Genomic DNA, 20719 nt, shown 5'->3' with positions numbered 1-20719 from the left:
GAATGACAAACGAAACCAAACAAAAAGTACGCGAGTTCTACGACGAGATCGGCTGGATGCAGGAAGATGACGGCAATTATCAGAATGCCCGTTATGAAGACCTGCGCCCCGTCTCGCGCGAATACATCCACAAGACACGCCTGCGCGTGATGAATGGATTGATTCCCACGGGGCGGTTCATGCTGGACGCGGGCTCTGGTCCTGTCCAATATGAAGAGTACAAGACCTATTCAGCGGGCTACGAAAAGCGCGTCTGCCTCGATATCTCCATTCAAGCCCTGCGTGAAGCGCGCACCCGCATCGGCGATCACGGCTTGTTCGTGGTTGGTGACCTTGCCAACCTGCCCTTCAAAAAGACGCCTTCGATGGCGCGGTCTCGATGCATGCCATCCATCACCTTGCTTTGCCTGAACATCCGCGCGCGTATGCCGAGATCCATCGTGTGCTTGCGCCTGGTCGCACCGCCGCCATCGTCAACGGGTGGAGTGACCCGCTCATCAGCCGCATGGCAGAACCGTTCATCGGTCTGCTGCGCAAAGTCACAGGGCGCGATGCGAAGAAGAAAAAGGAATGGTTGAGCGAGGATGCCCCCGCGGGAACCTTCGTTGAAAAAATGTCCCCCGCCTGGCTCAAGCGCGAGATCGGCTCGAAGATGACCATCGAACTCAAACCCTGGCGCGGACTCAGCACCCGCATCCTGCGCAACTTCGTCCGTCCCTTTGGCGGGCGCGCGTTTTTGAAATTTGTATTCTGGCTCGAAGGTGTCTTCCCGAAATTCTTCGCTGAGAACGGGCAGTATCCTTTGATCGTTGTAAAGAAATAAAATGCAAAGATTTACCGACCAACAATATCTCACCAAAGACCAGTACAAGGATTCCAAGAACCTCGATGCGCGAATCGCGATCCATCAAAAGTTCAGCACGAATCCGCAGGGTTGGCACAGCTGGGTGTTCGATCAACTTCTTCAACTCCCGGCGGATGCAAATATTTTGGAATTGGGATGCGGCCCGGCCTACCTTTGGCAGGAAAACGCGGACCGAATTCCCGCGAACTGGACCATTACCCTCACCGATCTTTCCGACGGGATGCTTGATTCAGCCTGGCGGAATCTGGTCGTTACGGGACGCAGTTTCAAGTTCGAAGGAATCGACGCGCAGTCCATTCCTTATGCCGATGGAACCTTCGATACGGTCATCGCCAACCACATGCTTTATCATGTCCCTGACCGTAAAAAGGCCTTGACCGAGATCAAGCGCGTGCTCAAGAATGGCGGCTGTTTGATTGCCACCACGGTCGGTGCGAATCACATGAAGGAAATGTACGGCTGGCTGCGGCGCGTGAACAAGAATCCGCGCCCCGATATGTTTACCAATCCGTTCACCCTCGAAAGCGGACTTGCCCAATTGCAAGAGGTTTTTCCGAACGTGGAAAAATCACAATATGTAGATAACCTGCGCGTCACAGAGATTGAACCATTGATGAATTACATCCGCTCCTCCATTTCCGCCGAGGATATTTCCGCGCCTGAATTTGAAACGCTTGAAAAAGAACTCTCCGCTGTGCTGAAAAAAGACGGCGAGATATTTATTTCGAAAGACTCTGGCTTGTTCAAAGTCTTGAAGTGATATGTAGGTCAGGCTTCCAGCCTGACATGTAACTGGAAAACATAAATATTGACGGGTTGAAAACCCGCCCTACCGATATCAAGGAGAAATCATGGATTGGAAAAATCAAGTTGTGCTCGTTACCGGTGGAACAGGCTCGTTCGGCAAGAAGTTCACAAAGATACTGCTGGAAGAAAAACAGCCGAAGAAGGTCATCATCTTCAGCCGCGACGAGTTGAAGCAGCACGAAATGCAGGTGGGTGGATTCAACGACCCGCGCCTGCGTTATTTCATTGGCGATGTGCGTGACCGCGAGAGACTCGTCCGCGCCATGCATGGGGTGGATATCGTCGTCCATGCGGCGGCGCTCAAGCAGGTGCCTGCCTGCGAGTACAACCCGATGGAAGCCATCAAGACCAACATCATGGGCACGGCCAATGTGGTCGAAGCCGCGTTGGATGCGGGCGTCAAAAAAGTGTTGACGGTCAGCACCGACAAGGCGGTCAGCCCGGCGAATCTATATGGGGCCACCAAGTTGGCCGCCGAAAAACTGACGATTCAAAGCAACGCCTATGCCGGGGGTTCAGCAACCAGATTTTCGTGCGTCCGATACGGGAACGTCGTCGGTTCGCGCGGCTCGGTCGTTCCGTTATTCCTCAAGCAGCGCAGCGGCGGCAAGATCACCATCACAGATGACCGCATGACCCGCTTCTGGCTGTCGCTCGATCAGGGTGTGCGATTCGTCATTGATTGCATCGAACAGATGGAAGGCGGTGAAGTGTTCGTCCCGAAGATCCCCAGCACAAAGGTCGTGGACCTTGCGCGCGCCATCGCCCCCGATGCTGAGATCAATATCATCGGTATTCGCCCCGGCGAGAAGCTGCATGAGATGCTCATCTCTGAAGATGAAGCCCGCCACACCATCGAGCTCGAGCGGATGTTCGTCGTCCAACCTGCCGAAGCCACCTGGTTCGGCTACTCATGGAAGGACAAGGGCAGTGAATTAAAGGAAGGTTATTACTATTCAAGCGACAACAACATGGAGTGGCTTGATATTGAAGGTATCAAGAAATATATCGCGCCTTTCGAAGAGTTATTCCTTCAAGGCAAACTCGAAGGATAACAAAATGGCAGGCATCAAGTTTCAGATAACATGTTTTTGAAACCTGATGCCTGAAACCTGGAATCTGAAACATGAAAATCCTCATCACCGGTGCAAGCGGATTACTCGGAATCAATCTCGCGCAGGAAACCATGCATGCGCACGAAATCACAGGCGTAGACCGTGGCAAACTGGTTCATGCTCCATTTCCGATCTTGAAAGCTGACCTGCTTGCCCCCGGTGCAGTGGATTCAGTCATCGAAACCGCCCGCCCCGATTGGGTCATCAATTGCGCCGCGCTCGCCAACCTCGAAGAGTGCGAAAACAATCCCGAACTTGCCCGACGCCTGAACACCGATATGCCCGCGCAACTTGCAAAAGCCTGCAAATCACACGGCATCGCCTTCGTCCATATCTCCACCGATGCCGTCTTCGACGGAACCTCGATCGCCTTCTACAAGGAAGAGGACGAGCCCAATCCGCTGAGCCTGTATTCCAAAACCAAACTCGAAGGCGAACGTGCCGTCTTTGCCGAAGATCCCAACGCCATCATCACCCGCGTCAACTTTTATGGCTGGAGCCTCACGGGCCGCCGCAGCCTCGCCGAATTCTTCTTCCACAACCTCACCCACAACAAAAGCATGAGCGGTTTTACCGATGTCAAATTCTGTCCCATGCTCGTCAACGACACCGCCCGCACCCTCGTCAAAATGCTCCAAAAGGGACTGAGCGGCCTGTATCATCTTGTTGGTCCGCAAGCCATGAGCAAGTACCAGTTTGGAGTTGAGATCGCCCGCAAATTCGGCCTGCGCGACGGCGAGATCTCCCCGAAATCTATCAATACCTCCAGCCTCAACGCCCGCCGTTCCAACAACTTATGCCTGTCTATCAACAAGATATCCACAGATTTGGGCCAGGTTTTACCCGAGTTCTCCACAGGACTGAACGAGTTTTACACACAATATCAGCAAGGTTACCCACAGAAAATCCATAGTTATCAATAGGTTTTGCGCAGGTTTTCCGCCGTTTTCCCTAACTTATCCACAGGTCTCCCCCCGAAAACGGCCAGTTTTCCACAGAAAACCCGCTAATTCACCTCAAAAACGAGGCTTTTCTCGAAAGTTATCCACAGAATCCACATAGTTATCCACAGGATATATCCACAGAAAACCCACTGTTTCATGGAAGTTTTCCACAAAAAGCATTTTCCACCCGTATTTTTGACCCTGCCATCCAAACATGACTCAACCCGTATCCCGCTTCGCCCTTCCCGAAACTTGGTCCACCTCAAAAGGCATAATCAGCGCCTGACAGAGTGTGCCGCGCCAAACGAGCGGAACTCCCTTGTTTAATGAGAGAAGCCGCTGGTGAAGACAAGTAAGGTGTGACGCACCTTTCCAAATTAAGGAAACACTATGCATAACCATATGCCTCCGAAGTATGTTTGTCCATTTTGTTCACTGGTTCAGGGCAGGGAAGACCCTCAAAATCAGTTAAAACAAACAGATATTGTTTTTCAGACAGCTGACGTAACGGCTTTCATAGCGACGAGAAAGTACCCCAAAAATCAAGGTCATGTGCTTGTCATTCCCAATGAGCACTTCGAAAATATTTACGACCTGCCATTGGATATTTCACCGAAGATCCACGCGCTCGCCAGAGAGATCGCACTGGCTATGAAAGCGGAATATCACTGCGATGGGATCATGCTTCGTCAACACAATGAACCCGCAGGCGACCAGAACATCTGGCATTATCATCTGCATGTGATCCCGCGTTATCACAATGATGACCTTCACAACGCTCAAAAGATCCTGTTTGAAGTGGATGAACGCGCCAGATATGCGCAGAAGTTAAGAAATTGGTTTGCAAGGTCTGAAAAATAACCCATGGCTCTTGAACTTCTCAAATCCAAAACTGGACGAACCCTCATCGAATCCCACCGTGGGATCGAAGCGGATGTGCCCGAAAATTCCTGGCCCGCGATCAAAATGGGACATGAAATGGGCGCGGACCTGCTCGAAGTGGATGTTCAAATGAGCAGCGATGGCGTTCCATTTTTGCGCCATAATTACCAACTGCCTGACGGGCGCTGGTGCGCTCAATTGCCGTGGCGCGAATTGAAGAATGTCAAAATTGATGGAGAGCCTTTTCCGCTGCTTGAGGATGTCCTCGTTTGGGCGCGGGAGACTGATGCAAAGTTATCTCTGGATGTCAAAACCTTTTTTAGGCCCGAGGGAAGTTTAACAAAAGAAGTCGTCCGCTTGCTCGAAAGGACAAATACAAAAGACAATGTGCTGTTGTTATATTTTGACCATCAGGAATTGCTTCAAACAAAACTTGCGCATCCCGAATTAACAGTTCGCGCGCTGCTTACAGGAAGAATTGTGGATTACGCCGCATATCTTCGAAAGATCAACGCCGATAGCGTCAGCGTCTCTTATGGGATGCTTCGCCCGGTGGATATTGAGCAGATCCATTCGATGGGCGCTGCCGTGGCCCTAATAGAATATTGGGATCAACACAGCGAATTGTTTCAACAGGTTGATATTGACATGCTTTCATGCGGCAACCCTGTGGAAGCCAGGAAAATTTTGGGTCATCAGTAAATTCATTTCTCAAAAGGAGCAACTCATGGAAATCAAATTTGGAAAACATACCATTGGTTTGAACCACCCCACCTACTTCATTGCGGACATTGCCGCCAATCACGATGGTGACATGGATCGCGCCAAGGAACTGATCCGCCTTGCCAAAGAAGCAGGCGCTGACGCCGCCAAATTCCAGAATTTCGACGCGCCGAAGATCGTCTCCGACTACGGCTTCAAATCCATGAATGGCGGACAGGTTAGTCATCAGGCTTCGTGGAAAAAGTCTGTGTTCGAGGTGTACAAAGGCGCATCCATTCCATTTGAGTGGTCGATGACTCTGGTTGAAGAATGCAACGAAGTCGGCATTGACTATTTCTCCTCGCCCTACGATTTCGAAGCCATTGACTTTCTCGACCAATATGTGGAAGTGTACAAAGCTGGCTCCGGTGAAATTGACTGGATCGAAGCGCTCGAACGCATGGCTGGCAAGGGCAAGCCCTTCTTCGTTGCCACAGGTGCATCTACCATCGGCGAGGTGCAAAAGGCTGTCCACGCGATTTTGAAATTGAATAAACAGCTTGTGCTGATGCAGTGCAACACCAATTACACTGCCAGTCCCAATAACTATGACCATTTGCATCTGAATGTGCTGAAGACCTATGCCGCCATGTTCCCCGATGTAATTCTGGGACTCTCTGACCATACCCATTCTGTCGCGCCCGTCCTCGGCGCGGTGACATTGGGCGCGCGCGTCATCGAACGCCACTTTACCGACAGCAACGACCGCGAGGGTCCCGATCATAAGTTTGCGATGAACCCCGAAAACTGGGCGAAGATGGTCGAAGAGACCCGTCTGCTCGAACGCTCGCTGGGCAGTTCCGATAAATTTATCGCCGACAACGAGCAGGAAACACAGATCGTCCAGCGCCGCTGTCTGCGTGCCGCGCGTGAAATCAAAGCAGGTGAGACCTTCACCCGCGACATGATCGACGTGCTGCGCCCCGCCACCCCCGGCGCGATCAAACCTGATCAGATCGAAAATGTCATCGGCACAAAAGCATTGAAAGATATGCCCCTCGGCAAAGAACTGCGCTGGACGGATTTGGGCGCGTAGAAAAGTTTGCAAGTTGGCAGGTTGAAAAGTTGGAATGTTGAACCTTCGAACCTGTAAACCTTCAAACTTTCAAACCTGACACCTGAAACATGAAACTCATCTACTTCTCCCTCGGCTACTCCACCCACGATTACCGCTTCCTGAAAGCCATTTCAGATGGCGGGCATGAAGTATTCTTTGTTCAATTGGAGGGGAATCAACGGCAGGTGGAATCGCGGTTGGTGCCTGAAAATGTGAATCAGGTCATTTGGAAGGGCGGACGTGAACCATTCAAATGGAGCAACCTTGCCAAACTGGTTCGCGATTTTCGGCGTTTGGTCAAAGAGATTCAGCCCGACCTCATTCATGCTGGCCCGATCCAAACTTGTGCGTTCATTGCGATCTTGAGCGGCTTTCGTCCCATCCTCACCATGTCGTGGGGTTTTGACCTGATGGACGATGTCCACAAAAACAAATGGTGGGAGTGGGTCACTGGTTACACCTTGAAGCGTTCCACATTTTTCATCAGCGATGCAATGGTCACCCGTGATATGGCTGTGAAGTATGGAATGAACCCCGAAAAGACAATCGTCTTCCCCTGGGGCGTTGACCTTGATCATTTCAGAATGAAGAATGCGGAAGGCAAAACAGAGCAGGAAGGATTTGTTTTGTTTTGCAATCGCTCATGGGAAACGCGTTATGGTGTGGATGTGCTGGCGCGCGCGTTTGTAAAAGTGGCGCAAGAGCGCGAAGATGTCCGCTTGATTCTGCTTGGCGGTGGTTCGCAGGGCGGGGCATTCGCAGAATTTTGCAGAGCGGCGGAGTGGAAGATCTTGTCACCTTTGGCGGGCAGATTTCACAAACCGACCTGCCGCGCTGGTATCATATGGCTGATTTGTACATTTCGCCTTCGCATGTGGATGGCTCGTCTGTTTCGCTGATGGAGGCGCTGGCTTGCGGGCTGCCTTGTCTGGTTTCGGATATCCCTGCCAACAAGGAATGGGTCTTTGAAAATGAAAACGGCTGGTTGTTCCGCGATGGGGATGCGAATGACCTTGCCGAAAAGATTCTGGCGGCGATCTCTCAAAGGGAGAAACTGCCCGAGATCGGCAGATCAAGCCGCAGGTCGGCAGAGATGCGCGCGGATTGGAAAAAGAATGCCGAAGCGTTGATGAATGTCTATCGAAGTCTCGGAGGAAAAAATGCTCAATAAAAAAGATTTGCTCGATGGTTTTGGAAAAATAAAAATTGAAAGCGATACGATCGTTGTGCATACGTCGTATAAATCGCTGGGCGGCGTGGAGGGCGGCGTGGATACGGTGATCGACGTGATGCAGGAGTTGGTGGGGAAGGACGGCACGGTGCTGTTCCCCGCTTTTAATTTTCAATCGTGGACGGAGACGCATTATTTCGACGTGATGGAGACGCCCTCGAAGATGGGCATGATCACCGAACAGGCGCGCCTCAGACCTAACGCAAAGCGGACTCCGCATCCGATCTACAGTTTCTCCGCCTTGGGCAAACGCGCCGACGAATTTTCGAAGACCGAAGATGTGGAAGCCTACGGGCCGAACTCGGCGTTTGCGTTGTTTCATAAATTGAACGCCACCATCATCAGCATCGGACTCGATTTCAATAACTCCTTTTCGATGCATCACTATATTGAATATAATGTCGGCTGTGATTACCGCCGCATCAAGGAATTTGCAGGTATTTACATGGGCTATGACCGTGTGCCGCAGGTGAAGACGTATACGATGTTTGTACGTACCCATGATCGCGTGAAGACATATATTGTGCCTGGGATGAACGATCTTTTGCATGCGGGTGTGATTAAAGAGATTCAAGTCGGTGCGGCGAAAGTTCATCACCTGACCGCCAATGAATTCTTTGATAACATGTCTGTCATTGTGCGCGAACATCCTGAGAAGCTGCATTATGTTGAAGAGCCGAAGTATTAATGATTGGTAATTGGTAAATAGTAATTCGTTGGTCGAGTATCCGCGAAGCGGCGCATCAAGACCAACAGGCTAACAAGGAAACTGGTATGAAACCCTACACCTCCCTCAAATCCATCCTCGCTGAGTTCTTTCCGTTGCATCGCACCCTTGCCTCTGACGACCATGACAAGACATTGGAGATCGTCGGCTCGTACATGCCCGATTCATCCAACTACACCATCGAGACCTACACTCCACTCGAAAAAGCGTGGACGTGGCAGGTGCCTGAACGCTATGTTGTGCATGAAGCGTATTTGGAGATTGAAGGCGGTGAGCGCGTGGTGGATTTCAAAAACAATCCCCTGCACATCGTTTCGTATTCCCTACCCGTGGACAAAACGCTTTCGTTCGAAGAACTTCAGCCGCATTTGTATTTCAACGAGAAACGTCCGCATACCATTCCGTGGGTGTTCAAATATTACGACCGCGATTGGGGCTTCTGCCTGCCGAAGAATGTCTTCGATAAACTTCCGCGTGATAAGAAATATCGCGCGGTGATCAAATCTGAATTCGTCACCGATCCGAAGCAGGGATTCAAAATGGCGACCGCGGTCATCCACCCCGAAGGCGGACCAAGCGCTTCGGCGGGTGAGATCATCGTGCAGGCGCATACCTGTCACCCGCATCAGGCCAATGACGATGGCGCAGGTGTGGTCAGCACCATTGAACTGGCGCGCCGCCTCGCGGAAAAGCCGTTGCCCGCTGGCTCGATGAGCGTCCGTTTTTGGTTCGGGCCTGAGACCATCGGCACGATTGTCTATCTCTCACACAACGAACATTTGATTCAAAATCTGCGCGGCGGCATCTTCATGGAAATGACAGGCAACAAGAACAAGATCGCCTGGCATCATACCCGTCAGCACACGCATCTGCTTGACCGCATTACGCATTTCATTGTCAGCAAGTCGGCGCATGATGAACGCGATTTTGCCGCCGCCCCCGCCAATGACGAGCGCGTCATCAACGGGCCTGGCGTGAACGTGCCGTGCATCTCGATCAACCGCTGGCCCTATGACGAGTATCACACCACCGATGATAACCTCGACATCATGCATGATGATATGCTGGTCGGCGCTGCGGAAACAGCGGAAGAGATCATTCGTATGTACGCCAGCAACTATATTCCCAAACGCACCTTCCGCGGACCTGTTTTCCTCAGCGGCAACGGTCTCTGGGTGGATTGGCGCGAGAACTGGGCGCTCAACCGCGCCATCGAAAAGATCATGATGCGCTTCGAAGGCGAGTTGTCCGTTTTTGAAATCGCTGAACAGGTCGGGCTTGATTACTGGATGGTGCGCGATTACATCGAAAAATTCCGTGCGAAGGGATTTGTCGATGCGCTGCCGATCCCATCCGAGGCGCAAAGTGCGTAGCGGCACAGCGCCGCTGTGTCCCTGCAAAAAATTATGAAACCCAAAGTAGTTGCCATCATTCAAGGACGCATGTCCTCCTCGCGTTTGCCGGGGAAGATCCTTGCCGACATTGCAGGTCAGCCGATGTTGACCCGTGTCTTCACGCGGACTTCGCGGGCGACGACTCTTGACGAAGTCATCTTCGCCACGACGACAGACGCCTCTGACGACCCCGTAGCTGAGTACTGCGACTTTAGCGGCATTCCCTTCACTCGTGGCAACCTGTTCGATGTGTTGGATAGATATTATCAAGCCGCCAAAGATGCCAAAGCCGATGTGGTTGTCCGCATCACGGCAGATTGCCCAGTCATCGACCCTGAATTGATCGATAACGTGGTCAATGCTTTGCTCGAAGATGAATATGACTTTGTCTGTAACCGTCTCCCACCTCCGTGGACGAGAACCTATCCAATTGGTTTGGATGTGGAGGCTTGCACTTTCAAGGCTTTGAAGAAAGCTTGGAAGGAAGCCAAGGAACCCCAGCATCGCGAACATGCCATGCCGTATTTCTATGAAGGTGTGCAACTGACAACCGTTAACCGCCAACTGCAAACTGGCACCTCTCCACGCGGATTCAACATTGCCCTCCTTCAACACACCACCGATTTCGGTGATTACCGTTGGACAGTGGACACCCCCGAAGACTTGGAATTCATGCGACAGGTCTACGCTCGCTTCGATGGACGGGATGACTTCACATGGAAGGAAGTCCTGGATCTGGTTCATGACAATCCTGAACTTCCAAAGATTAATGCCGATGTGCAACATAAGACTCTTAAAGACATTGATAAAAGGGCTTTAAAGAGTTAGAAAGTTGGCAGGTTGGAAAGTCTACAAGTTCAAACCTGCGAACCTTCCAACCTGTAAACCTGTAAATTGACCATGCCACTGATTACACTCTTTTCCGCCCCGAAACCGTTTACCAATCCGCACATTGCGATGATCCAGCGTAACGCCATCACATCGTGGACTCTGCTCCCCGATGTAGAGGTCATTTTGCTTGGCGAGGAAGCAGGCCTTGCTGAAATCGCAAAAGAACTGGGCGTGAAGCATTTGCCCAATGTTGCCCGTAATGCGAACGGCACACCGCTGATCTCGTCCATGTTTCAACTGGCGCGGGAGAACTCGAACAGCGACCTGCTCTGCATCATCAATGCAGATATGATCCTCATGCCTGATTTTGTTGAGAATGCAAAACAGGCGGCAAGGTTGAAGGAAAAGTTCGTGCTGTTGAGTCAACGTTGGGATTATGACATCACGTCGCCGCTTGATTTTTCCGCAGGGTGGGAGTCTGGGCTGAGAGAATCTGTCAGAAAACAGAATCAGCTTCACCGTCCCGCTGGAAGCGATTTTTTCCTTTTTCCAAAATCCTGCTATAACGACATCCCAAATTTCATCATTGGCCGCGCAGGCTGGGACAATTGGATGATCTACAAAGCCCGCCTCGAAAATTGGCCTGTGATCGATTGCACGCCTTCGGTGATGATCGTGCATCAGAATCACGATTACAGTCATCTGCCTGGGGGCAGGTCGCATTACGATCATCCCGATACGAATGAGAACATCCGCCTTGCGGGCGGGCAGGCGAATATCCGTTATACGATTTTGGATTCAACGCATCAACTCGTGGATGGTAAACTTGCCAGCCCGAAGATGACATCGCTGCGCTTCACACGCCGCCTTGAGTTGATGTTGCGTTCTATTTTCTTTTTTCTCCCCGAAGCCATGATCGAAAATATTGCCCGCCCGAAGCGATGGCAAAAACGATTTAAGAAATTATTCAAATGAGTTGAAGGCTGAAAGCCTTGCTTGAACCTTGAACCTTAAACTTGAAACCTGGAACCCAAAATGAGAAAAGGTCAAAACCCCGCCAAGTTCGTCAAAGATGTTGCCCGCCCCGAGCGGATCACGGTTGCGTTGTTAAATTACATCCCCTTCCTGAGCGGATTTTATGCCGAGACTTTGGATGTGTTGAAGGTCTCGCTGGAATCCATGCGCAAGGATGCGGGCCTGCCATTTGACCTGATGGTCTTCGATAATGGCTCTTGCGAAGAAGTGCGTGAGTTTTTGATTCAGGAAAAGGAAGAGGGACGGATTCAATATTTGATCCTCTCTGAAAAGAACATGGGCAAGGGCGGCGCGTGGAATGTGATGCTGGCAGGCGCGCCCGGTGAGATCATCGCATATACCGATAGTGATGTTTTGTTTTCGCCGACATGGCTCTCGCGTTCGGTGGAATTGCTCGAAACTTTTCCGAACGTCGGCATGGTGACGGCGCGCCCATACCGTACTTCACCAGAGTTTTATGAAGGCACGTTGAAATGGGCGAAAGAAAATGCCCAACTTGATGAAGGTCAATTCATTCCGTGGGAAACCTTTCTTGAATTCAATCTTTCGCTTGGGCAGACCGAGGAAGAAAATAAAAAGGTTTATGCCGAGACAAGGGATTGGCGCATCCAATACAAAGGTGTGACCGCGCTTGCGGGGGCAAGTCACTGGCAGTTCACAGCGTATAAATCCACACTTCAGCAATTTCTGCCTTTTGACATGGACAAGCCCATGGGGCAGGTGCGTCAGTTGGATAAGCGCATGAATGACGCGGGTCTGCTGCGCTTGATGGTCAGTGATCCGCTGGCGATGAATTTGTCTAATACGCTGGGGTATTTGCGAGGGGAGTTGGGGAAGGGAAAAGAAAGAGGAAGGAAGAAAGAAGGGGTGGGTAGGCGTATGTTGGAATTGCCGCCCATTAAGAAGATGTTGTTGGCAATGTATAACAAGATCTTCAGTTGGTATTATTCGTAACAATCCAAAGTTTCTAAAACGGCGCTTTTATCTTGGACCATAAAACCACCTGATTACGCCCATTGTATTTTGCATGATACAAGGCTTTATCGGCAGATTCGAGTATCAGCGCCTCATATTGGCCGTGGGTTGGGAATTCTGATATGCCAGCTGACACTGTGATCGAGATCACGTGGCGATCTACATAGATCGTGGATTCTTGAACGGAGGCGCGCAGGCGGTCCGCAATGAGAAAAGCATCCTGTTCTTTTGTATTTGGAAACGCCACAAGGAATTCCTCGCCCCCGTAACGGCAGACAATATCACCTGTGCGGGTAAATTCTGCAAGATGATCGGCGAGGTCTCTTAATACAAAGTCACCGGCAGCATGACCGTACGTGTCATTGACATGTTTAAAGTGGTCGATGTCCAGTAATAGAAATGAAACCGGATACTGTTCACGCATGGCGCGGGATAATTCGCGGTGCAAGGTTTCCTTCAAGTAGTGCCGGTTGTGGAGTTTTGTAAGCGGGTCGCGAATGGCCTGCTCGCGCAAGTCAGATTGCAGCGCCTGGATTTCGCTCATTTGCTCTTCCAGTTTGTCGTAGGCTTCGCGTAATTTCACTTCTGATTCTTTTTGGGCGGTGACATCCTCTTTGATGGCAATGTAATTGACAATGGTTCCATCATTGTCGATGACAGGTGCGATGATCTCAACCTCGCAATAGGGGTCGCCATTCTTCTTTTTATTCCAGACCTCACCGCGCCAGACCTTGCCGGATCGAATCGTCTTCCACATTTCGTCATACGTCTCCGGAGATGTATCACCCGATTGAATAATACGCGGATTTTTTCCGATTACTTCGCCCAGCCCATAGCCGGTCAATTTTGTGAAATGCGGATTGACATACTCAATGTTGCCCTGGAGATTGGTGATCAGTACAGAGACCGGGCTTTGCTCCACAGCTTTGTGTAATTGCAGGAGTCTGAGTTCTGTTTGCTTGCGTTCGGTGATATCGCGCAGAATGATCATCCTGCCGATCTGCCCTTTGGGCCATTCATCATGCACAGGGGAAAGCAGCGCGTCATAATATCGCTGGTCGTCAATGTTGAGCTCGAATTTGACCTCTTTCTCGCGCTTCCTCAACTCTGAAGTAAGGCGCGGGAAAAACCTCTTCCAGTTTTTGCCAAGCAAAGCATCTTCGGTGTTGCCGAGAACCTCCGCTGCCGAGCGGTTGATGTCAATGATGCGGTTTTTCAAATCGAGCGCGATCATGCCATCGCTCAGGTTGTTGATCAATTTGTTGCGGGCAATGGGATTAATATCCAATAATTTCTGTCCAGATAGAGCCCATAAAACGAACACATTGGTAAAAGCAGAGGTTGAAGAAGTCCAATCTACTCCTGGCACGTCAAACAGATCAATGTTGTAAGCGACATTCAAAAAGATATGTATGAGAAATGCGGTTATCAGCAATCGTGCCTGGCGTTTGATGATATTTGACCCTCGAAAAGAAGCGATGACGAACAGGGTCATGCAGATCAATGCATGTGAATACCCCGTGATCACTGTAAGAGCAAATGCAGGTCCATGCACGAATAGAACCACATTATTTGCCTGTGGGATGAAGTCTTTCCATATCAACCCATGCCATTGATTGGTGGATGCCAGCAACGCATGGGAGAGAACATGAAGTACAGCAATGGCTTTCATCCATTTTTTCTCTGCAATGTGTTCGTAGCCCGCGAAGCATAAGGCAAACAACAGTAAAAATGCTTCCGCCGTCCTGTATCCCCATGCGTCCAAAACGGCGAAGAAAATTTTCAGTGACAGCGGTTTTGCGGCATACCCGAGTGTGACCATTACTCCCCAAAAAGCCAGACTGGCTGTGAATAGGCTGAAGTAATAACCAGACCGCTCCTGCCTGTGCCGCCAGGCGATGGAGGTATTGATTGCGAGCACCACGGTTGAAATAAAACACGATATGACAATGGGGGTGATCATGAACATATGGAAAGTTTACGTCTTTTAAAATCAAAAATCAATCCCCACCTCCTCGTGCTAAAATACAAGCGCTGTAATCAAACATGTTTGCATTGCTGGTGTGCAAATAAAGAAATCAATGGAGCAACCTCATGGCCACAAAATCAGACGTGTCCTCATCATCGGCGGCGGACCCGTTGGGTTAAGCTGCGCGTATTATCTTTTGAAATCGGGGCGCAAGGTAACCATCCTTGATGCAAATGAGATCGGCAAAGGCAGCGGATCGGGCAATGCGGGGCATGTGGTGCCGAGTCATATCATTCCGCTGGCGGCACCGGGGGTGGTGACCTCCGCGCTTAAGTGGATGCTCGACCCCGCGCACAGTCCCTTTGGCATGAAGGTCAGCCTCGACCCGAAATATCTCATGTGGCTGCTGCAATTTGTGCTGGCTTGCAGTGAAGCGAACGTCCAGCGCGGAATTCCGCCGTTGAACAGCCTCGGTCAACTGAGCGCGAAGAACTTTGCCCAGATGATCGCCGAGGAAAAATTCGATTGTCATTATCAGGAGAAGGGTCTGCTGTTTTTGTATAAAACCGAGGAAGCCTTCAGCGGTGGAAAGCACGAAGGTGAGTTGATGCAGAAGTATGGCATCCCCGTCAGTGTGTATGACAAGACCAAAGTACATGAGGTTGAGCCCGCCGCATTGGACGATGTCATCGGCGGCGTGCATTTCACGGGCGATTCGCACATGAACCCTGCTTTATTTCTCAAAATGCTCAGTGACCGAGTCCGTGCGATGGGGGCGGAGATGTATGAGAATACGCCTGTCACTGGGTTTGAATCGGCGCAGGGAAAAGTTCGGGTTGTAAGAACAGGCAGTCGGTGAGTTCGAAGCGGAGCATGTCATTCTCGCCGCAGGCGCGTTGACTCCATCCATGGCGCGCGATCTGAAATTGAATATCCCCATCCAGCCCGCGCGCGGATACAGCCTGACCATGTCTGCGACGAAGCAAATGCCGCGCCATGCGTTGATCCTCGGTGAGCGGCGTGTGGCGGTTTCGCCGATGGATGACCTGCTGCGCTTTACAGGCCGACTTGAAGTTGGCAACGGCAGTATGACGCCCGATCCGCGTTGGATTCAACGGATCGAAAATTCCGCGCGTGAATATCTCCGTATCGATGAAAAACTCGATATCAAAGAGACTTGGGCAGGCCTGCGCCCGACGACTCCCGACGGTGTGCCGATCATTGGACGTTCCCCGAATCATTCCAACCTTGTGCTTGCCACGGGCCATGCTATGCTTGGTCTGTCCCTTGGGCCTGGTACGGGGCAGGTGGTGGCAGAACTGATCAATGGGAAAAAGGCGGAATTCGATCTAAGTCCGCTGCGGCTGGAGAGGTTTTAGGAAAAGAAAGAAGAAAGAGGAGAGACCGTAGTGTCGTCTAATCGCTGCTCAGGTTGTAAGAAGTAAAAAACATTCCTTGCTCAAGCCACCCTGAGCAAGGGGTTATAAAAGAGATTTGGGCCCCCCCCCCGGGCCCCCCCCCCCCCCCCCCTTTTTTCGCTACCTTACCACTGATTCCCTTTGAATTCCTCCCTCGTTTTTATCTTCATCACCATCTTCGTGGACATGCTTGGCTATGGCATCATGCTGCCGTTGCTTCCATTCTTCGTGCAGGCACAGGATGGCGGCGCGGCGATTGCAGGTGCGTTGAGTTCGTTGTATGCATCTGCTCAATTGTTTGCAGGACCCGTTCTCGGCGCACTCTCTGACCGTTATGGGCGGCGACCTGTTTTGTTGATCTGTCTGCTTGGCACATCGATGGGGTATCTCATGCTTGGGCTGGCGGGTTCGCTTCCGCTGGTTTTCCTTGCCGTGTTGATAGATGGCTTGACAGGCGGAAACCTCACTACTGCCTACGCCTATATCGCAGATGTGACCACCACCGAGAATCGTGCGCGCGGGATGGGCATGGTTGGTGCGGCTTTCGGTTTGGGATTAATGGCTGGCCCTGCATTGGGCGGATTGTTGAGCCGATACGGTTTGTATGTACCTGCGTTCATAGCTTCTGCAATTGCGTTGAGCAATGTTATCTTTGGATATTTTGTGCTGCCCGAATCGCTTCCGCTTGAAAAACGCGAGATCAAACCTGTTTTTCAAGGGTTCAATTTCGGCAATCAATTTATGAGTCTTTTCAAACAGGTTAACGTTCAAAAGCTTCTCGTCGCGATGTTCCTGCTCAACCTCGCTTTTGCAGGTCTGCAATCCAACTTCCCACTCTATTCCAACTTCCGCTTTCATTGGACGCCCACGCAAAATAGTTTTTTCTATCTTTATGTTGGCGTATGCGCCGTTTTCATTCAGGGATTTTTATTCGGCAAACTCCAGCCGCGCTTCGGTGAAAAACGCCTCACTATCTTCGGTCTCACGCTCATGGCAATTGGTCTCGCTGGCATGGCACTCGCCCCCGCCGCCTGGATGCTCTATCCCGCCGTCACCATCGTTGCGTTGGGCACAGGCACAAGCATCCCGTCGCTGACTGCGCTGGTTTCATTGCGCGTCTCCGAAAGCGAGCAGGGACGCCTGATGGGAGGCACGCAAACCTTGCTCAGCCTCACCAACATCTTCGGACCCATGCTCGCGGGCATTTCATTCGAAGTCATCGCCTTCTCTGCGCCATATTGGATCGGGAGCGTGTTTGCTTTGATCGCTTTGGGCGTGGCGAATATGTCATTGCGGAATCCAATTCTGAATCCTGAAATCTGAGAATTTTGAACGCATCACACTCACTGCGGCCTGAATCCCGTTTTCCTGATTCAACTCGGCGCTGACGGTTTTTGCTCTCGCCCGCATGGACTCATCTGTCAATGCTTGTGTGATGGCTTGCGCCAGATTTTCTGAATTCAATTTTCTCTGGGGGATTGGCCTCGGCCCAACGCCGATTTTATGAATCCGCTCGCCCCAAAAGAATTGATCAATTGCCAATGGCAATATGACCGTTGGAATGCCCGCATGCAAACTTGCAGAAGTTGTCCCCGCCCCGCCGTGGTGGACAGCAACTTTCACCCGACGATACACCCAGTCATGCGGCGCATATTCGATGGGGAAAATATTTTTTGACTTGATTTCGCCATGCCATTTGGCGGGGATGGTTAGAACCGCCTGTGCGTTTGCGCGCCGCAATGCTTCTTCGAGCATCGGCAAATATCCGCGCGTGCCTGGGGAGCCGAATCCAAGGGCGATGGGGTTGGGGGAAGAATCGATAAATTGTTGCAGGTCTAACTTGTCAACTTGTTTACCTGTCAACTCGTTTTTTCTCCAATACCCCGTAATCACCTGCTTGTCATTCCAATCTTTTGGGCGCGAAACGATCTGTTCGCTGAATCCGTTCAGGGTGAGGGGTTGATTTGAATCAGCCCGAAGTGAAGGATCAAGCCAGTGAGCGGCACCCAGCCCAAAGTCTGCGTGACGCGTGTGGTTGATCTCTCGGCGCCACGAAAGCCATGTGGCTTGAGTCACTGCCCAATGGGTGAACCAGTTTCCGATCCCCAAAAAAGAAGAGCGAAACGGCAAAAGCGCGGATGGAAACTCGCGGGTGGGCATGAGTGGCTGCAGCACGGCGCGGACAGCAGGGATGCCAAGCCCTTCGGCGATGTGTGCGCCCCATAGGGTCGGCAAGCCGTGGATGAGGATGTCGGAGCCGCGGCAGGCTTCGGCGGCGGTGTGCAGCATGCGCCGATACAGTGGACGGGCTTGCCTGATAAATTTTTGCGTGGCGCGGATGGAGCGGATGGGATTTGTGCCGAGGGTCATCGGCGTGGAGTCACCTTGCTCAACGAGCAAATCGGAGGGATTGCCTTCGAAGGGTGCGAAGGTGAGATTGCTTTGTTGAACGAGATCCACAAAACCAAGCGGAGCAGCAATGCGGACCTGATAGCCAGCATCCAGCAAGCCTTCGCCGAGCGCGATGTAGGGCAACACATCACCGCGTGTGCCGCTGGTTAAGAGAGTGATTGTTTTTGGCATTGGGAACCGCAAATAAAATTTCACCGCAGCCCACGGGGCAATAAGTCGCAGAGGGCACAGAGAAAATCATAAAAGCTCCGCGCACTCCGCGACTCTGCGGTTTAGGTTTTTATAACATATTGTCCGCGATGGAAAGAAAGGCTATGTGTTTTCTTCGTCATGCGTGTCGATGTGACCTGGTTTTTCCTTGCCAAGTTCGAGTGAGCGTTGATAGGCCGCCCACACGGCGCGTGAGATGGCGGTGCGGAAACCTGCTTTTTCAAGATAATACAAAGCCTCCGCCGAAGTGCCGCCCGGGGATGTGACTTGATTCCGCAGTGTGGCGGGATGCCTGCTCGCGCCTTGATAATACGATGCCGAGCCTTTGATGGTTTGCAGAACAAGTTGTTCGGCAATGCGGCGCGGGAAGCCCATGTGAACACCTGCGTCGATCAATGCTTCGGTGAAAAGGAAGACGTATGCAGGGCCAGAGCCAGAAAGCGCGGTGGCCATATCCAGATAGGATTCATCTTCGACGAAGACTTCTTCGCCCAAGGCGCCGAGGATGGAACGGGTCATTTCCTGCTGTTCGTCGGTCACTTCTTTGGAGGCGGTCCATACGGTGATGCCTTCGCCGATCTGCCCCGGTGTGTTCGGCATCGAGCGGACAATGGTCTTGTGTTTCAGCCCGCTGCTGATCTTCTTGATCGTTGCGCCCGCAATGATGGATAACACCAGCGCGTCAGGGCGGATGCCTTTGAGACCCTTCATCACTTCGGTAAGGCGCTGCGGTTTGACCGAGAGCACAACCACGTCTGCTTCGTGAATGGCGGAGGCGTTATCGGTCGTGGCTTTGATTCCGTACTTCTTGCGCAATTCCTCGCCCCGTTCTTCGCGCGGACCAGAGGCGGTGATGTTTTTTGCATCGGCAAGTTTTTGGCGTAGCAGGCCTGCGATCATGGCTTCGGCCATCACGCCGGGACCGATGAAGGCGATTTTCTTTTTTAGCATGGGAGTCTCCTGAAATGAAGAAAGAGGTAAGAAGAAGGAAGTGAAAAGTGGGTCTATGGAAAAACGGGAATAGGTTTCGCCTGCCAGTGATTGGCCAGTTCGAGGGCTTCTTCGGCGGCGGCGTACATTTTTTCCTGGAATTCTTTTGAGTATTGATATTTTACTGCGGCTTCGATGAATTCATCTTCGTCGATCAATTCGGCGGGTTTGGGGAGGTATCTTGAAACATCCAGTTCGTGGTCTTTGAAACTCATGATCCCATCTTTGAATTCGGGCGGCGAGGCGATGTTGATGTAAATATGGAACAGTTCGCCTTCAGGTTCGAAGATCTCAAGCAGGTTGTAGTTCTTGTCGAACCAGTAATAGGAGCGGTAATGATGGCGGATCGGAGTATCTTCGCCTTTGATATTGAACACCGAGGAACCAGCAGGTGCAATTGTAACAATCGAGTCTGTTGATACAGACTCGATTGTGGCTTGCCAGCTTCGATATACAGTTCCGTCCGTTTTGCAGGCGCGGACTTGAATTCTTTCGCCGATTTTCATCCTGTAAAATATCCCAGCGCGGTGCGTAATCGTTCTTCCACTTCTTTGGGCGCATCCTTCGGCAGGGATTGGATCGCGGCTTGCGCTTCGATGACGGAATATCCCAGCGAGGTGAGCGCGGCGAGGACTTCGCTGTCGTAATCGGCCATGGCGGCGATTTTGGCGAGCGCGTCGGTGGGTTTGAGTTTGTCTTTCAGGTGCAGCGCCATTTTTTGCGCGGTCTTTTTGCCCACGCCGGGCACACTGCTGAGCAGGTCGGCTTCATCGGCGAAGATGGCGCGTTGGATGGCGTCAATGGTGAGGGTGGAGAGGACGGATAATGCCACTTTCGGGCCGACCCCGTCTACGCCGAGGAGGATGTTGAACAGGTCGCGGTCGGCTTGTGATTCGAATCCATACAAGGTCAGCGCATCTTCGCGGACGACGAGATGGGTGAACATAAAAAGAATTTCGCCAGCCTTGGCATTGGTCCGCAAAGGGGCAGGGACAAAAACTCTCATGCCCACACCGCCGACTTCGACGATGATGGCGTTCTCTTCGATTTGGGAGATTTCTCCGCGCAGGGTTGCTATCATGTTTGTATTTTACC

Annotated in this window: 23 protein-coding genes; 18 read left to right on the top strand and 5 right to left on the bottom strand. The window is 51.6% G+C overall.

Going from position 1 to position 20719, the window contains the following annotated elements:
- Positions 1-2 precede the first annotated feature (2 nt).
- The 15 genes from IPI86_RS02905 (at position 3) to IPI86_RS02835 (ending at position 12604) form a co-directional block, all read left to right on the top strand.
- Complete coding sequence (locus IPI86_RS02905) at positions 3-578, top strand: hypothetical protein (protein ID WP_345296484.1); 576 nt, start codon at positions 3-5, stop codon at positions 576-578.
- Positions 506-823 (top strand): hypothetical protein, encoded by a 318-nt coding sequence (locus IPI86_RS02900; RefSeq protein WP_345296483.1) that lies wholly within the window; start codon positions 506-508, stop codon positions 821-823. Before IPI86_RS02905 ends, IPI86_RS02900 begins: the two co-directional genes overlap by 73 nt.
- A 1-nt stretch (position 824) precedes the next feature.
- A complete protein-coding gene (locus IPI86_RS02895; RefSeq protein WP_345296482.1) occupies positions 825-1625 on the top strand; it encodes a methyltransferase domain-containing protein in 801 nt (266 codons plus the stop codon).
- Positions 1626-1716: 91 nt separating this feature from the next.
- The gene (gene pseB / locus IPI86_RS02890; RefSeq protein WP_345296481.1) at positions 1717-2727 is read left to right on the top strand and encodes a UDP-N-acetylglucosamine 4,6-dehydratase (inverting); all 1011 of its coding nucleotides are present in this window, start codon (positions 1717-1719) and stop codon (positions 2725-2727) included.
- A gap of 71 nt (positions 2728-2798) precedes the next feature.
- Positions 2799-3710, top strand: a complete 912-nt coding sequence (locus IPI86_RS02885) for an SDR family oxidoreductase (protein WP_345296480.1) — start codon at positions 2799-2801, stop codon at positions 3708-3710.
- A gap of 411 nt (positions 3711-4121) precedes the next feature.
- Complete coding sequence (locus tag IPI86_RS02880; protein ID WP_345296479.1) at positions 4122-4592, top strand: HIT family protein; 471 nt, start codon at positions 4122-4124, stop codon at positions 4590-4592.
- Positions 4593-4595: 3 nt separating this feature from the next.
- On the top strand, positions 4596-5315 hold the full coding sequence (locus IPI86_RS02875; protein ID WP_345296478.1) for a glycerophosphodiester phosphodiesterase: 720 nt from the start codon (positions 4596-4598) through the stop codon (positions 5313-5315).
- A gap of 25 nt (positions 5316-5340) precedes the next feature.
- A complete protein-coding gene (locus IPI86_RS02870; protein ID WP_345296477.1) occupies positions 5341-6411 on the top strand; it encodes an N-acetylneuraminate synthase family protein in 1071 nt (356 codons plus the stop codon).
- An 89-nt stretch (positions 6412-6500) separates the two neighbouring features.
- Positions 6501-7331, top strand: a complete 831-nt coding sequence (locus tag IPI86_RS02865) for a glycosyltransferase (protein WP_345296476.1) — start codon at positions 6501-6503, stop codon at positions 7329-7331.
- Positions 7214-7603 (top strand): glycosyltransferase, encoded by a 390-nt coding sequence (locus tag IPI86_RS02860; protein ID WP_345296475.1) that lies wholly within the window; start codon positions 7214-7216, stop codon positions 7601-7603. Before IPI86_RS02865 ends, IPI86_RS02860 begins: the two co-directional genes overlap by 118 nt.
- Positions 7593-8351, top strand: a complete 759-nt coding sequence (locus tag IPI86_RS02855) for an AAC(3) family N-acetyltransferase (protein WP_345296474.1) — start codon at positions 7593-7595, stop codon at positions 8349-8351. The genes IPI86_RS02860 and IPI86_RS02855 overlap by 11 nt, the downstream gene beginning before the upstream one ends.
- 86 nt (positions 8352-8437) lie before the next feature.
- Entirely contained in the window at positions 8438-9763 is a 1326-nt protein-coding gene (locus IPI86_RS02850) for a DUF4910 domain-containing protein (RefSeq protein ID WP_345296473.1), read from the top strand.
- Between the two features lie 33 nt (positions 9764-9796).
- On the top strand, positions 9797-10612 hold the full coding sequence (locus IPI86_RS02845) for a glycosyltransferase family protein (protein WP_345296472.1): 816 nt from the start codon (positions 9797-9799) through the stop codon (positions 10610-10612).
- A gap of 72 nt (positions 10613-10684) precedes the next feature.
- Entirely contained in the window at positions 10685-11590 is a 906-nt protein-coding gene (locus tag IPI86_RS02840) for a hypothetical protein (RefSeq protein WP_345296471.1), read from the top strand.
- Positions 11591-11650: 60 nt separating this feature from the next.
- Positions 11651-12604: a glycosyltransferase family A protein gene (locus IPI86_RS02835; protein ID WP_345296470.1), complete on the top strand. Its 954-nt coding sequence runs from the start codon at positions 11651-11653 to the stop codon at positions 12602-12604.
- Between the two features lie 13 nt (positions 12605-12617).
- On the opposite strand, the gene IPI86_RS02830 is transcribed toward IPI86_RS02835, so the two are convergent.
- Complete coding sequence (locus tag IPI86_RS02830) at positions 12618-14594, bottom strand: diguanylate cyclase (protein ID WP_345296469.1); 1977 nt, start codon at positions 14592-14594, stop codon at positions 12618-12620.
- Between the two features lie 112 nt (positions 14595-14706).
- Here IPI86_RS02830 and IPI86_RS02825 point away from each other — a divergent pair, with 112 nt between their 5' ends.
- The 3 genes from IPI86_RS02825 to IPI86_RS02815 all read left to right on the top strand — a co-directional run bounded on the left by IPI86_RS02825 (position 14707) and on the right by IPI86_RS02815 (position 17335).
- Positions 14707-15453, top strand: a complete 747-nt coding sequence (locus IPI86_RS02825; RefSeq protein WP_345296468.1) for an FAD-dependent oxidoreductase — start codon at positions 14707-14709, stop codon at positions 15451-15453.
- 49 nt (positions 15454-15502) lie between these two features.
- On the top strand, positions 15503-15973 hold the full coding sequence (locus IPI86_RS02820; protein ID WP_345296467.1) for an FAD-dependent oxidoreductase: 471 nt from the start codon (positions 15503-15505) through the stop codon (positions 15971-15973).
- 180 nt (positions 15974-16153) lie between these two features.
- Positions 16154-17335, top strand: coding sequence for an MFS transporter (locus tag IPI86_RS02815; RefSeq protein WP_345296466.1), 1182 nt, complete (start codon positions 16154-16156; stop codon positions 17333-17335).
- Here the strand turns inward: IPI86_RS02815 and IPI86_RS02810 are convergent.
- The 4 genes from IPI86_RS02810 to ruvA form a co-directional block, all read right to left on the bottom strand.
- Positions 17300-18595: a glycosyltransferase gene (locus tag IPI86_RS02810; protein WP_345296465.1), complete on the bottom strand. Its 1296-nt coding sequence runs from the start codon at positions 18593-18595 to the stop codon at positions 17300-17302. The two genes, IPI86_RS02815 and IPI86_RS02810, sit on opposite strands and share 36 nt — an antisense overlap.
- Before the next feature lie 141 nt (positions 18596-18736).
- Positions 18737-19585: a pyrroline-5-carboxylate reductase gene (gene proC / locus IPI86_RS02805; RefSeq protein WP_345296464.1), complete on the bottom strand. Its 849-nt coding sequence runs from the start codon at positions 19583-19585 to the stop codon at positions 18737-18739.
- A 53-nt stretch (positions 19586-19638) separates the two neighbouring features.
- Positions 19639-20130 (bottom strand): DUF402 domain-containing protein, encoded by a 492-nt coding sequence (locus IPI86_RS02800; protein WP_345296463.1) that lies wholly within the window; start codon positions 20128-20130, stop codon positions 19639-19641.
- Positions 20127-20705, bottom strand: coding sequence for a Holliday junction branch migration protein RuvA (ruvA, locus tag IPI86_RS02795; protein ID WP_345296462.1), 579 nt, complete (start codon positions 20703-20705; stop codon positions 20127-20129). Before ruvA ends, IPI86_RS02800 begins: the two co-directional genes overlap by 4 nt.
- Between the last annotated feature and the right edge of the window lie 14 nt (positions 20706-20719).

The organism is Candidatus Villigracilis affinis, from assembly GCF_016705895.1.
Classification (GTDB): domain Bacteria; phylum Chloroflexota; class Anaerolineae; order Anaerolineales; family Villigracilaceae; genus Villigracilis; species Villigracilis affinis.
The sequence above is the reverse complement of the archived record's forward strand: the minus strand, read 5'-3'. Positions and strand labels throughout refer to the sequence as shown.